This window comes from Rouxiella badensis, from assembly GCF_026967515.2.
GTDB lineage: Bacteria > Pseudomonadota > Gammaproteobacteria > Enterobacterales > Enterobacteriaceae > Rouxiella > Rouxiella badensis.
Genome location: NZ_CP114062.1, coordinates 699,469 through 713,680, shown reverse-complemented (window position 1 = coordinate 713,680; position 14,212 = coordinate 699,469). Strand labels below are relative to the sequence as shown.

At 46.9% G+C, this 14,212-nt stretch carries 11 protein-coding genes and 4 pseudogenes; 7 read left to right on the top strand and 8 right to left on the bottom strand.

Features of this window, described 5'->3' with window-relative positions; genetic code table 11:
- Positions 1–23 precede the first annotated feature (23 nt).
- On the top strand, positions 24–989 hold the full coding sequence (locus O1V65_RS03475) for a GlxA family transcriptional regulator (RefSeq protein WP_017493342.1): 966 nt from the start codon (positions 24–26) through the stop codon (positions 987–989).
- A gap of 194 nt (positions 990–1,183) precedes the next feature.
- Positions 1,184–2,134 carry a bifunctional helix-turn-helix transcriptional regulator/GNAT family N-acetyltransferase gene (locus tag O1V65_RS03470; protein WP_165429358.1) on the top strand — a complete coding sequence of 317 codons (951 nt, stop codon included), beginning with the start codon at positions 1,184–1,186 and terminating at the stop codon, positions 2,132–2,134.
- Between the two features lie 279 nt (positions 2,135–2,413).
- Here O1V65_RS03470 and O1V65_RS03465 read toward each other — a convergent pair whose 3' ends face one another.
- A complete protein-coding gene (locus O1V65_RS03465) occupies positions 2,414–3,436 on the bottom strand; it encodes an aldo/keto reductase (RefSeq protein WP_165429357.1) in 1,023 nt (340 codons plus the stop codon).
- Between the two features lie 147 nt (positions 3,437–3,583).
- Between O1V65_RS03465 and O1V65_RS03460 the strand changes: the two genes are divergently transcribed.
- A complete protein-coding gene (locus O1V65_RS03460; protein WP_269130167.1) occupies positions 3,584–4,477 on the top strand; it encodes a LysR family transcriptional regulator in 894 nt (297 codons plus the stop codon).
- A 52-nt stretch (positions 4,478–4,529) separates the two neighbouring features.
- Here O1V65_RS03460 and O1V65_RS03455 read toward each other — a convergent pair.
- From O1V65_RS03455 to O1V65_RS03445, 3 genes and pseudogenes are all read right to left on the bottom strand, one after another.
- A pseudogene (locus O1V65_RS03455) lies at positions 4,530–5,077 on the bottom strand (transposase); the annotation flags it as partial.
- A complete protein-coding gene (locus O1V65_RS03450) occupies positions 5,043–5,255 on the bottom strand; it encodes a hypothetical protein (protein ID WP_051040091.1) in 213 nt (70 codons plus the stop codon). The gene O1V65_RS03450 and the pseudogene O1V65_RS03455, both read right to left, overlap by 35 nt.
- 605 nt (positions 5,256–5,860) lie before the next feature.
- A pseudogene (locus O1V65_RS03445) lies at positions 5,861–6,124 on the bottom strand (DDE-type integrase/transposase/recombinase); the annotation flags it as partial.
- A 272-nt stretch (positions 6,125–6,396) separates the two neighbouring features.
- Here O1V65_RS03445 and O1V65_RS03440 point away from each other — a divergent pair.
- A complete protein-coding gene (locus O1V65_RS03440) occupies positions 6,397–7,944 on the top strand; it encodes a lytic polysaccharide monooxygenase (RefSeq protein WP_165429355.1) in 1,548 nt (515 codons plus the stop codon).
- Between the two features lie 62 nt (positions 7,945–8,006).
- Positions 8,007–8,400, top strand: a pseudogene (locus tag O1V65_RS03435) (DDE-type integrase/transposase/recombinase); the annotation flags it as partial.
- A gap of 59 nt (positions 8,401–8,459) precedes the next feature.
- Here the strand turns inward: O1V65_RS03435 and O1V65_RS03430 are convergent.
- Positions 8,460–8,564: pseudogene (locus O1V65_RS03430) on the bottom strand (short-chain dehydrogenase/reductase); the annotation flags it as partial.
- A gap of 231 nt (positions 8,565–8,795) precedes the next feature.
- On the opposite strand from O1V65_RS03430, the gene O1V65_RS03425 reads away from it, so the two are divergent.
- Both O1V65_RS03425 and O1V65_RS03420 read left to right on the top strand, forming a co-directional pair.
- The gene (locus tag O1V65_RS03425) at positions 8,796–9,044 is read left to right on the top strand and encodes a glycine zipper domain-containing protein (RefSeq protein WP_017493331.1); all 249 of its coding nucleotides are present in this window, start codon (positions 8,796–8,798) and stop codon (positions 9,042–9,044) included.
- A gap of 310 nt (positions 9,045–9,354) precedes the next feature.
- Complete coding sequence (locus O1V65_RS03420; protein WP_017493330.1) at positions 9,355–9,948, top strand: DUF4142 domain-containing protein; 594 nt, start codon at positions 9,355–9,357, stop codon at positions 9,946–9,948.
- 345 nt (positions 9,949–10,293) lie between these two features.
- Here the strand turns inward: O1V65_RS03420 and O1V65_RS03415 are convergent, their stop codons facing one another.
- The 3 genes from O1V65_RS03415 to O1V65_RS03405 form a co-directional block, all read right to left on the bottom strand.
- Positions 10,294–11,049, bottom strand: coding sequence for an IclR family transcriptional regulator (locus tag O1V65_RS03415; RefSeq protein ID WP_165429353.1), 756 nt, complete (start codon positions 11,047–11,049; stop codon positions 10,294–10,296).
- A gap of 104 nt (positions 11,050–11,153) precedes the next feature.
- Positions 11,154–13,154, bottom strand: a complete 2,001-nt coding sequence (locus O1V65_RS03410) for an FUSC family protein (protein WP_165429352.1) — start codon at positions 13,152–13,154, stop codon at positions 11,154–11,156.
- Positions 13,155–13,177: 23 nt separating this feature from the next.
- On the bottom strand, positions 13,178–14,095 hold the full coding sequence (locus O1V65_RS03405) for an efflux RND transporter periplasmic adaptor subunit (RefSeq protein ID WP_227959268.1): 918 nt from the start codon (positions 14,093–14,095) through the stop codon (positions 13,178–13,180).
- Positions 14,096–14,212 lie beyond the last annotated feature (117 nt).

Below are 14,212 nucleotides of genomic sequence, written 5' to 3'. Positions count from 1 at the left end.
TTTTGACAAAAGTAAGGGTCCTGATGGCAAAGAGAGAGGTTGCACTGGTCATTTTCGAAGGCGTTCAGGCGTTAGACGTTGCCGGTCCGCTAGATGTGTTCACAACGGCTAATGACTTCTTGCCCGAAGAGGACCATTACCACTGTGTCCTGGTGGCGGCAACTACACAGCGCATACGCAGCTCCAACGGAATGTGGATGGTCGCTGATCTTACCTTCGAGCAGGCCGAGCGATCTTTTGACACCGTTCTGGTGGCCGGTGGCCCGCACCTTCCAACCACCCTACCCGACGCTGCTATGTCAGCGTGGCTACGGACGTGGGGCGTTGCGGCCCAACGATATGGCTCGATTTGCACCGGCGCTTTTGTTCTCGGCCATGCCGGACTTCTCAATGAGCGTACTGTTACCACCCACTGGCTTTGTTCCGAGCAGCTTGCCAGTCAGTTCCCCTCAGCGCGGGTCGAGCAAGATCGGATCCATGCGCGCGACGGTCGTCTGGTGACCTCCGCTGGCGTGACAGCCGGCATTGACCTTAGCCTCGCTTTAGTTAGAGAAGATCATGGACCGGCCATATCGCTTGCCTGTGCCAAAATACTGGTCGTGGTGGCACAACGCCAGGGTGGCCAATCCCAGTTCAGCCCGCTGCTAATCGCAGATCGCGCCCCTGATACTCCGCTGGGAAAGGTACAAACCTATGTTATGGAGCATGTGGGCGAAGCCTTTCCGGTTGAGCGGCTGGCAGATATTGGAGGCGTCAGCCCACGCAGCATTGCGCGTCTCTTCGTCACTGAACTGGGCATCACACCGCATGAATTCGTGGAAGGAATACGCCTGGATCAGGCTCGCAACTTGCTTGAATCTACAGAACTGCCCCTTAAGACCATCGCTTTTGACTGTGGCTTTTCCGGTCCTGATCAGATGCGTAGTGCTTTTCAGCGGCGGATCAGCGTCACGCCCCTGCAATATCGGGGAAGTTTCAGACGCGCGTAAATGGCCATTACTTGGTCATCTTTTACACAACGCTTACAGGCCAGTAATGCTTAACCTGAGTAAGGTTCGCTTCTGGCGTGAAGCCGAGAAGGCTGGACTTCCGCTGTGAGCGAGGAGCGGACATTAAGTAAGAGATTGACAAGCACCCTGTGACAATGGTTGTATAATACAACCATTGTCACAGGGCAATCATAATGATTACAGAGCGTCAGAACATAAAAAACATCCGTGCTGCATCACGTTTAATGGTGCGAGAGTTAGGCTTCATGAACCAAAGTCTGGCTGCAACAGATTATCCTCCCTCTGCCGTTCACGCATTACTTGAAGTTGAAACGCATGGGTCAGTAACAGCCGCTCAACTGGTGCAGATTTTAGAGCTTGAGAAATCCAGCGTCAGCCGCATGGTCGCTAAGCTCGTTGAAGCCGGAGAACTTGAAGAAAACACGTCCGCTGATGACGCGAGGGCGAAGCTTTTAAGCCTCACTGGGAAGGGCAAAAAGACGGTACGGAGTATCAATGCTTACGCTGAGCAGCGGGTCGCAGCAGCTTTGGATAAGCTTGATCCCTTTACGCAAGAGACTGTATCACAGAGTCTTTCTTCATATTCCAGCGCACTGAAATCCAGTCGGGAAAACACCGAAGGGAAATTGCAAATCAACTTCAAAATAGTGACGGGTTATCATGCGGGTATGATTGGCCGTATTACTGAAATGCATGGAGGCTATTACGCCAGAGAGCATAATTTCGGCCATTTTTTTGAAGCTAAGGTTGCCGCAGGCCTTGCAGATTTTTCAGCTCGCCTGGATAAGCCATGCAATCAGATTTGGCTGGCAATGGTGAATGAACGCATAGTCGGCTCAGTTGCAATAGACGGTGAGGACTTGGGAAATAATGAGGCACATCTGCGCTGGTTCATCCTTGACGATGGTTGTCGTGGCAGCGGACTGGGTAGAAAACTCATTGGAGAAGCGATGAGTTTTTGTGATGAGCAGAGCTTCTCTTCGGTGCAATTATGGACATTCAATAAACTGACCGCGGCAAGACGATTGTACGAATCATTCGGATTTGAGTTAGCGAAAGAATGGGAAGGCGATCAATGGGGCAGTACTATTACTGAGCAGCAGTTCACTCGCAAATCATCTTAGAATCGCTAACGACTTCCCCTTGATGGGCAGAAAGTTTTTAGTACTTACATTGTTTAGTCTTTATGTCCCTGATTAGTGATGTCCGCTCCTGGCACAAAGCGGACAAGCTAACTGAGCTGGAGGTCCGCTATGAGCGAATAGCGGAAGTTTGTAACCTCTAATTTTCACTTCGTGATCTTCCTTGCATCTTCACGGAAGTTATAAAGTGCTTTATGCCTGCAAAAAGCGGATGAAGCAGGCCGGTGTTGATTAACCAGCCTTAATTGAGTGTCTTGTAAATTACAGCTGACGGGACCGCTGACCACGTCCAAATGCGCCGTAAGGATACCCACCCGGAACAGGGGCACTGACCTCATTTAGGGCTTCAGTTGCCCCGCCATCCAGCGTAAGCTCTGCCGCGCCCAGCCCATCTCTCAACTGCTCAAGCGTGCGGGCACCAAAGATGGGAGCGGTTACCCCCGGTCTATCAGCAAGCCAGCTCAGAGAAACCTGTGCTGGCGTGGCATTGATCTCTTTTGCAATTTTCACGACGGTGTCGATAGTATCCCAGTTACGTGCTGAGGCGGCATACTCAGCCGAAACCTGCTGGTAGAGAGGGTTGTCAGAGCCTGCCCGGCTGTCCGAGGACGGCTTACCCTCGCGGGTATATTTCCCTGTCAAGAATCCACCTGCCAGCGGTGACCATGGCAGAAGTCCCAGGCCATTATGTAATGAGCTCGGAACCATTTCCCATTCACATTCGCGAGAAAGCAGACTGTACTGCAGTTGAAGAGTGACCGGCAGATGAAGCCCCATTGCTTTGGCTGTAGATACCATCAGCTGAACCTGCCAACCGGTGAAGTTCGAAAGCCCCACATAGTTAATCTTGCCTGTACGAACTGCGTCATCCAGGAATAACAGGGTTTCTTCCACCGGCGTATGGGGGTCCCATGCGTGAACCTGATACAGATCGATAGTCTCAACGCCGAGACGTTCGAGAGAAGCATTCAGCGCACGGTTAAGGTGACGTCGGGACAAACCAGCATCATTGATGTCTTTACCTGTCGGGAACCGGCCTTTACTGGCCAGTACAATATTCCCTGCGGCACCTCCCTGCCGGGCTTTTAGCCAGCGGCCTACAATTTGTTCTGAAACGCTGCCAACGTAAACGTCTGCCGTATCGATAAAATTACCGCCCGCATCGACAAAGGCATCAAGGATACTGAAGGCGTCCTTTTCTGAAGTTTCTGCACCAAAATACATGGTACCCAGCGCCAGTGAAGACACTGCCATTCCGGTGTTGCCTAATTTGCGATATTTCATTAACTATGAACCTCTTGGTTAAATCGTGTGTTTTAAAAGCGCAGAACGGTTCTGACTGCGGAGGTGTTTAGTTTTGAAAGTCTAAAAGGTATTTACTGATAATATTAGAGTGTAAAATCAGGATTAAATTAGAAGCAGGACTTATAAATGGCCAGTGATGACTTTACCGGTATTATTGCCTTCATTACCGTCGCACAGGAGCACAGCTTTACGCGCGCTGCGGCTAAACTGGGTGTCAGTCAGTCAGCCCTGAGCCAGACCGTGCGCACGCTTGAATCAAGATTAGGTGTTCGCCTGCTGACGCGTACCACCCGCAGCGTTTCGACAACAGATGCGTGCACCCGGCTGCTTGAAACCGCCTCCCCCCGGCTTGCAGAAGTACAGGCTGAAATGGCAGCCATTGCGGAGATGAGGGATAAACCGAGCGGTACACTGCGCATCACCGCGAGTGAACATGCTGCTGATACACTGCTGTGGCCCAGGCTTGCTAGATTTCTCAAGGAATGGCCAGACATCAGAGTTGAAGTCTCCGTCGATTACGGCATGACAGATATTGCCGCTGAAAGCTACGATATGGGTATCCGTCTTGGTGATGAGGTGGCCAGCGGTATGATTGCCGTGCGGGTTGGTCAGGACCACCGCTTTGCGGTCATCGGTTCTCCTGACTATCTGGCAAGTCATACTCCGCCGAAAACGCCATGGGATCTTGAGCATCATAACTGCATCAGCTTTCGTCTTCCCACCTATGGCGGGCTGTATGCGTGGGAGTTTAAGAAAGGTAAGCAAGAGGTTCGCGTACGCGTTGATGGCCAGCTTATCTTAAACAGCCTCTATCAGGTCATTAATGCCGCGCTGGATGGCGTAGGATTGGCTTTTGTCCCAAGAGATTCAGTGGCTCAACACATTGCAGATGGAAGGCTACAGGAGCTGATTGCCGAATGGTGTCCTACTTTTCCGGGCTATTACCTTTACTATCCAAGCAGACGAGAAACTTCCCGAGCCATGAAACTGCTGGTTGAAGCCCTGCGTTATCGGACATGACCAACAAAGATACCCGCTTGCGCTTCACGCCCTGAGACATTCGACAAGCTTTTTACGACATCAACAAGGGCGATTTTCGCGCTTCGAGTGCCAGCAAATATTTCGCTTCGTCGTAACGGATTTTGGTCTTCCAGCAGCGGTAAATGATCCCTATCCATTTGAATGCCAGAGCCCAGATGACGATTGATGAGATTTTCCTTTTTCTCAGAGGCTCTGATAATACAGTTTGGTTCAGTATGAGGAATTTACCGTCTTCTTAGCCCATTCCACCAATGTTTGTCGGACGAACTTCGCACATTGCCAACGCCAGTGAACCCATGATTTTTGACCACTTCGTTCGGTTACTGGCGTAATTCCAGCGTAGTTTTGAATTTCTTCGGCGCTCTTGAAGCGGTTGCGATTATCACCCAGTGCTGCAAGCATTCCTGGGCCCATGCCCGGCAGTAATTTGAACAGTTCAGCATCTGGCAATGTGTCAAACAGCGTTTCAATGCGTTCGTCATAGGTTTTGATGATTTCACTCACGACTTTAATTTGTGTCGGCAGTGCTGTTGCCATCAAAGCATTAGTCTCTATAACACTCGGGTCTGCAGTCAATGGTAGCGATCCTGCCTTTCACCTTTTGGTGCAATTCGTTGAGCCCGATAACAAGCGCTTCCGGAGTGTGTTCAACCACATGGAATATGCGCTCGCCGTTTTTAAACTGAACACAGACATCGTGCTTTTTATCCACCCAGTCCAGACCAACATGGGCAGCAAACTGATCTATCGTGGTCATGGCCAACTCCTTTTTATCAGGGATGGGTATGCATCCCACGTTCTTCGAAAGAAACATAGCCAGCAGTTTTTCTGCATGCCCTGAGTATTCGTTAGCAAACGTGGGGCACTTACTGGCTCGAAAGTAAAGCGGCAATCATCAAATCACATGATTCTGGCACAATATTTGTAACCAGTAAGTGCATACCCTGAATCACTCAAAAGTGTCACTCTCAGGGTGTGAATGACTATAGATGGCAAAGAGGTGCCTGTATAAGTACAAAGGGGGTGCTTTGTACGAACAGCGCACGTTGATACTAATCCAGGTATAGATTTCTGTTTAAGCTGGATTTATTCATTAAATGAGTTTTCAATTCGAATAGAGTAATAAAATTGGAATTTTTTAGGCATGAATTGGCATTACTATTTATTCGTCAACGCTGACCATTAATAAGGATGAAATTTATTTATTATTTACCAACATTCGGAACGGCATGCCTGATATTGACACACTCGCACTTCCATTAATAAACACCGCGGACAATAATCTTGAAAGTAAGTATTTATTTTCTCTGTGTGCAGTGAAAGCGAAAAATACACTGATCAATCATCCCTGTCTTGACGTAATTTATTGACAGTCGCTCCCCCGGGCTCACCGTGGTGACCAATAGCCTTGCGAAAGAAACACAGGGCGGCTGTCGCATCCTGTTTAGCTGTCAGTAGGAAGTCAATGGTCTGGCCCTTGTGCTGTCAACGGCCCGGTACAGATATTTACACTGGCCTTTGATTTTGATGTCGGTCTCGTCCAGTCGCCATCGACGCCCGTACGGGAGGTTTATACCGGCGAAACGCCTTATTCAGCAAGGGCACAAGGCGGATAATCCAACGGTGCCGTCCGCAACAGTCCCAGACATTCTAAGCTGGGCGCTGTTTTAATTGTTCAGTAAATAATTCCACTGTAATTAAAGATATTTCTTAAATAAATGAAGAATAGCCTTAACTACAAAGGAAATTAAATTTAGTAATATCTTTTACTGTGTTTAAAGGAGCTAAATAAGGGCCAATGAAGGAAAATTATCCATTTTTAACGGATGTTTCTCGTGAGCACTTAAACAAACACGCTTTTGCCATTCAACCTTATAAATTTTAGTAAAGGACTGCTTATGAAAACATTTAAGTTAAAATCTCTGGCTTTACTTACTACGCTGTCTGTCGGTGGTTTTCTGCATGCAAACATGGCTTCCGCTCATGGTTATTTAGAAAATCCCCCAGCTCGCGGATTTTTTTGTCGAGCAGGTCAGGCAGGCGCAGGTTCTCCAGGCTGTAAAGCCGTTGGCCAGTTCAGTGGAGCCGTTACCACACCACAGGAGATTGTCGGCGGTGGTCTGAATTATAAAGAAACGCTAAAAAAAGGCAAAATTTGTGCTGCCGACAGCCGTTACCCAAATCTTGGGTTACCGGCTAACCAATGGAAACATAAAGCTATTACCGTTAAAAATGGCAAGATAACCCTCGATTATCGTTTCACCGCGCACCACGGTACTGATCATATTGGCTACTACATCACCAAACCAGGTACAAATAATGCCGATACCATTGGCTGGGAAGATTTGCAGGAGCTTGCCCGTTTTGATGGTGTTAAAGGGCCAAATGGCCAAATTGGTGGTTTCGGTATTTATTCTGAAACGGTAGATTTACCTAGTAACATTACTGATGGTGATTACACTATCGTGACGATGTGGCCGGTTTCCAGACAGCATGGCACAGGTGAAAACTTTACTTCTTGCAGCGATGTGACACTCACCGGGTTAGGTCAAGGTGGTGGAGAAGTCGTTGATTCCTGGGGAGTCATTGGCGATGGCGTCACTGCGACCAAAAATCTGAAGGCTGGCGACACAGTTACCTTCCGTTTGTTCAAAGCCGGTGCGGATGCGGGTAAAGTAAGCTATACGCTCACTGAAAACCTGAGTTCATATTATTGGCTGCCGGACCTTGGCGATGCGGTAAATGATACCAAAAACTTCCCAGTGAAAATTGGTGACACCTTAAAAGGTGATGAGGTATCGATTGAATATTCGGACGATCATTATAATGTTTATGCTAAAGGGAAAAATACAAATTACTCCTATGTTATAACCCTTGAGGAGCAGACTCAGCCAGGCACTGGCGCTTCTCCAGTTCCCGTAATCACTGCCAGCAGCAACACTATTACAGATTCTGAATGGCTTGAGCTGGATGCGTTAAAAACCACCGACCCTGATACCTCCAATAATCAATTAAAGTATACTTGGGAAGTCACACGTAACGCCGATAAGGTTGAACTTGCAAATACCAGTGGCGCAGAAACACGTATACGTCTACATAAACCGGCCGATAGCGACTTTAACGTAAGCGTTAAATTGACCGTGACCGATCCGCAAAAGAATAAGGGTGAAGTAACCAAAATTCTGAAAGCAGAACAATCCAGCGAGAAGCCTGGCGACGAGCAACCTGGCGACGAGCAGCCTGGCGGCGAGCAGCCTGGTAATCCTGGCGATGCAGCTGCTTACAACGCTAGGATTGCCTACCCGACAAAATGCACCAAAGTGTCTCATAATGGCCAGGTATGGCAAAACCAGTGGTACGTGAATGCAGGCCAGGAAGAGCCGGGTAAAGGCGGTTCGTGGGGCGCATGGCGAACCGAGAAAGCAACCAGCAACCAATGTAAGTAAGTGGTTGTGTCGTATTAAGGTGGCGTCAGGTAGCATGCTGTTTTTTGTGATGTTGCCTGATGATGCCTCTGACTCGAAACGTCTTCAAACGACTGCATTATCCCGTCGATATCATTACCCTGTGTGTTGGCGGGTACCTGGCCTATACCCTGAGCCTGCGCAACCTCGACGAGAGGGTGGCAGAACGTAGGGTTATTGTTGACCAAGTCACGCTGCAGCGCTGGATTATCCGCCTTGTGCCCTTACTGGACAAGGCGTTTCGCCGGTATAAACGTCCCGTACGGGCGTCGATGGCGAATGGAAGAGACCGACATAAAAATCAAAGACCAATGCAAATACCTCTACCGGGCCGTTGACAGCACAAGGGCCAGACCATTGACTTCCTGCGACAGCTTAACGGATGCCACAGCCGCCCTGCGTTTCTTTCGCAAGGCTAGTTGTCACCACGGTGAGCCCGGGGATCAGTCAGTAAAAGGAGAACGAAGCTGCGCCTCTTTTAGAAAATGAATAGCATCCTAACCCGCGGCACTGTACAGCGGGGCATTTTTATCGTTAGCCACCGTCAGAATGGTATTCGCTACATCGTCGGCGTAAGTTACTGGTGATTGGCTGTTCGAGGAAGAATAAGCGTTCAATAAGCCTGATATTAAATATCACAACGTAATATTGATAATGGTCAGAAAGACTAACTTTTGACTATTTACGCCACAACATGTCTGCCTCTCTTTTTTGAAAAAAAACATAAGACTTTGTAATTTAATGCCTTTAAATTTTGGCATGCCTCTTGCTCTTCATATAGAGCCCAGCATGGGCCAACATTCCTGGTTAACAATAATGTAAAAGGAAACGCTATGTTTGGAAAAATAGAAGACAAGGCTAACGAAGTCGCAGGAAAAGCTGAAGAAAAATACGGCGAGTTCACTGATGATTATGTTCATCAGGTAAAAGGGGCTGCACAGAAAGTCGTCTCTCAGAGCAGCCAGGCTGCCCAAGATGCAGCCAACGTCGTTAGAGATCGCGTAGAGGGCAACCCTTTCGTCGCTATTTCTATTTCCGCAGGTGTAGGTTTATTACTAGGCCTCCTGATTGGGCGTAAATAGCTTAATTGGACGTAAATAAAATTGGGGGCGCTAGCCCCCTTTAAATTATGGAAAGAACCTAACGTAAATATGGATGTAAGGATTCAACGCGGTATGAGTCACGTTCTCTTTTGCCACACCGCTCCGCACTGTGCAATTTCCACTTCTTTGCTTCCATCATCCCCGCCGTCCTCCTTTGAGGACCATACTTAAACTACTGTCTCAAATCGTTGATCCACTATACTTACCATTGCGGTGGTCATTTAAATACGAGGCTGCCAAGGGTTAATGACCTAACACCCACCTTACCCATGACCATCAGGAGAACAAAATGCAAAAAAATAAAATCTTGAAAGGGCTGATCACCCTCTCGGCACTGGCAGCGATGTTCTGCTCTGCCGGTGTGCAAGCCCAGACGCCGACGAACGTCGCGCAGAATGGCGCCGTCAGCCAGACCGACTCGAGCACCAAGCTTAGCTCAGGCGACGAAAAAGCGTTGAAGGACATGGCGCAGGCCAATATCAATGAAATCGCCGCCGCCAAGATAGCGCTGAAAAAGGCACAAAGCAGCGACGTCAAAGCATTCGCTCAGCAGATGGTCGAAGATCACAGCGCAGCCTTGACCAAAGTACAGGCTGTCGCCCAGCAAAAGGGCCTGGCACTGCCGACTAAGCCGGACGCCAAGCATAAGGCCATGGCCGCCAAGCTGGAAAAACAGAGCGGTGGCGCATTTGACAAGATGTATATGGAAAATGCCGGCACCAAGGACCATAAGATGGTGCTGTCGACGCTGCAAAATGACACCAAGAAGATCAAGGATCCGGATGTGAAGGCACTGGCCGACGCGCATCTGCCGGTTGTTATGCAGCACCTAAAGTCCGCTCAGCAAATATCGATGCAAACAGGTATGTCAGCAGGTAAGTAAATAGGTCGTTCGGTGGGCATACGGTCCTGCGACCTGGACTCCCCTTTGTTCAAAGGGTTGCAGAAAGTCACGGTGAGACTGTCATTGTGGACCGTGCTGAAGAAGGGAACGACCTTTACTGTAAGTCTGCCGTCAGATGCTCGCCCATGTCCAGTCGCAAGCTGACACTCACTGTACCGGTTGACGACTTGAATTGACCCGAAACAGCCGTTCGATAGGCTGTTATCAGTCAAAAACGAGCAATAGACTGTGTTCCTGACATGACGATGGCGTCAGAGCCAAGGATTAAACATCGCTGAATGAATATTGGATGTCATCCCTGGAGCAGGTTAATATATTTCAAATCTATGAAAAAAAATTAAGACGGTGCATGAGATCTTCTCTAATTTTATTTAAGCGCTCCACGTAGAACTCTTTTTCATAATTAGCTCTTACTGCCGGTGCAAGTATAGTAATTGAAAACTTTCCAAAAGTAGTTTGCAGCACGACTGAAAAAGTGCAAACCCCTTCAATATGGTCCTGCTCGTCAATACCGATACCTGTCTCTCTAATTTTTTTGATTTTTTGGATAAGAGAGTCACGGGTGAGCTGTGAACCGCGCGCAACCATTATCTCATCGGGTATATATTTTTCGATCAACTCATCGGGAAGTGTTGACAGTAAAGCCTGACCGGCGGCTGTGCCATAGCATGGAGCTTCGAGACCGATAGGAAAAGAAACCCGCAAATCGCGCTCATAAATAATACAATCAGCAACATGCAGCTTGTCACCATATAGCGTTGCCAGTGAAACAGACTCCTTCACTTCTAATGATAAATTACGCAGGAAAGGTCTGGTCATGGCGATGAGATCGGACTGGGTGTTTTGTAAAAGAAGCCCAAGTCCTTGCCCGAGTCGGTAGCCGCCCCCTTTACTCAATTGTTCTACGAGGAGCTCAGATTCAAGCGTAGCAACAATTCGCTGTACGGTTGAACGCGGAAAATTAACACTCTGGGAAAGCTCACTCAGCGACATACCGGATGGTGAGTTACTTAACTGACGAAGGACGTCAACAGCCTTGTGTAACACCTTTATCCCACTCTCTTTGTTCTCATCAGACATGACTGTTCACTTGCCCTAAATACTAATAAAAGAACGACATCATAAATCAAAAAAAAAGGGACGTAAATATTACGTCCCAAGTACATCAATGATGAGAGTGAATATTATTGTTTTATACTATTGCGAATTAATCTGTCGTATTCTGGAATCACATTCTCAATGAAAAACATTTTATTATCCATCATACTCAACCCTGAAGAAAGTGCGTTCTCTTTGACTATAGCATGCAACTTTTTAGAATCGTCATCCTCAAACTGCTTACGTGCTAAAATATCCTTTTTCCATTCATTAATATTTTTAAAAAATGAGTTAGGTAGATCTGCCAGCTTTGCGTGGCGGCTCAATGCTCTGATCGCCCTATTCACTTCAAGTGCTCTATTTCCCTCTAATATCACATCCTTTCGGGTCTCATCGACCTCCTGCATTGAGGCGGTAGTCAGCTTATCAACAATTCTCGCATTAATTTTTTCAATGGCTTCGCTACGTCCGTTTTTATCGATATCGAGAGCATCATTCAATTCGTTGCTGAAAAGTTTTTTACCAGAACCAAATGAGCCAAGCAAAGTATCTCTTGGAATTAAAACAAAAAGTTGCTGTAAAATAATGACACCAATCGCTATCGCAAGCGTACGAACAATAGCGAAGGATACATCCAAAGTATAGTCATAATTATTTTCCGGTAAAATGGTAACTAGATAGCCTATATTAAAGCCCACCGATAATGCAAAAGACGAAAGGCTGGAAAGCCCCATTAAGCCAAAAAATAGCGGTATGCCGGCAATGAGTATATAAAGCTCAATGGCTGAAGGAGCATTAGCCGTGATGATATACACAATAACGCCAACGGGAATAGAGAACAGCATGCCCTTAATGACTTTGCCTAACAAGATTTCCGCGTGGGGAAGCCTACTGAACATCACGCTGAAAACGATAGGGACGGCGACGATAAGGAAGCTGTAGCTCCAGGAGGTTACATACCAAAATGCATAAGCCAATATAAAATAGCCGGAGGTGCGTGCTCCATTGCGGATAAAATTTTTGATATCAAAAGTTTTAGTAATTTTTATGGTGTTATTATAAAATCTTCTGTCATGAAATAAGTTGTTCTGTAACTCTTTCATTGCAATAAAATTATCGATACAAGAGCGTAGCTTGTCGACAAAGATAAAATCTAGCGGGGTAAGAATTTCGCTATCGAGATTGGCTACCCGAGCTTTAAGCTCATTGCCCTGACGCACCAAATCATCGTGCTCTTCGTTAATAGCATGAAATGCATGATGTTTGTGCTTTAGTAAAGCCAGATAGTCTTCAAAGCAGGCTTTAATCGAATCTGAAATATTATTTCTATTTTCAAGCAAAAATACGCTTTCACCAAAGATAGAAAATACCAGCTCATTAATTTTTCGGGCGATTCTGGCAGCATTACGTGAGTTATGGCTCTCAAAATCACTGTTTTTAGCCGTATCCTCGATTTGAGCCACTAGGCTGCTAATTTTTAGTAATGACTGTTGATGATCTTTTCCTGGATTAATTTCTTCGGTCAGCGTGTCGATCAGCTGTTTGGTGCTGCCTTTAAGCATATCGGCTGAATACATCGGCCAAAAGCAAATACTCACAAACGCGACCCAGAAGATCCCAAAAGTTACCGTTCCGACGCGGTCGATAAATATCGTCATCAAGGTCTCAGGAGTGGGACCTACAAGCACCGGTACAATCACCATGAGACAAATAGTCAGGCAGGTGAAAGCGCAACAGAACGTTAAATTCATATCGCGAGTGTTATAACCCAACCCTGAACCAATAAATAGCAGGATTGATACCGTCATCACCGTCAGAAATGGGCTTTGCATGGTGAATGACATAATCACCACACCAATGAGGCCACCGACAATGGTCGCAAAGGTTTGTGCCAGGCATTTTTTTAAAACCTGTGCGTGATCAAGACCAAAGAATGAAATTATCCCGGTAATCATCACCCACACTGGGTGTTCAAAATTCATTAATAACCCGATAACCAAACCACCCCATACCGAGATACTGAGTTTTATCCCGGTGCGCACGGCAAATTTGTTGGTTAACAGGAAAGAGTCCGATGCTGGTCCCATTTTATACTCCGGAAAAACTTATTTTAATCAAGAACTGCACCAATATCAGCCAAAACTGAATGCATGCCGGACGTCCTGGCTTTATTGTCTGCATCCACAACACGCACACTCGCGGACATGCCAGAAGAAATATTCATATCGGCTGGGATATTATCAATTTTAATATTTACTGGGATACGCTGAGCTAAACGAATCCAGCTGTACCCTGCTTCAACATCCGGTAACATCTGATTTCCCGCAGTAATGTTGCTGTTGGAAATACCGGCATCGATTGACGTAACGTGTCCGGTAAGATGACGCGTACCGGCCATCATCCAAATATCAACGCTGTCACCAATATGAATCCCCGGCAGCTTGGTTTCTTCGAAATAACCAGTCAGGTAGTAACTTCCTTTAACGGTTAAAGCCAGTTTGGTCACACCCTTATTGACATAATCGCCATTAGAAACATCAAGGTTAGTGATCGTACCGTCGGCCGGAGACAGATAAGTAGTACGCTGAAGATCGATTAACGCAGACTGCGTTTCTGCCTGGGTTTCTTGATAAGTTGCCAACGCAGACGCAGCGTCCAGACGGGAATTATCGATGTCTTCTTTACTTACCGCAGTTTGCAAATGAGCCCTGCGGTCTGAAATATTTTGAGCACGTTGCCAGGCAACTTTTGCCTGAGCCTCCTGTGCAACAGCCTGATCGTAGGCAACCTGATAGCGTGCCTTATCAACGGTAAACAAGACCTGGCCCTTGCTTACCTGTGAAGTGTTATGGGCATTAAGTTCTGTCAGCCAACCTGATACATCGGGTGCGATATTAACAACATCGGCGCGAACTCTGGCATCACGTGTCCAGGGGGTGTACATGTACTTATTCCATATAAACACTGCGGCGCAAAGAATAAAAATAACAAGAACTAACGTTATAAGAATATTAATTGTTTTTTTCATTTACCAAATACCATTGTCATTTGAAGCAAGATAACTAATACAAAAACACTAAGCCCGGCAAGAGGCTCAACCTTCTTCAGATAAGCAGGAAGCCATCTGGCAATAACCTTGTTCAAT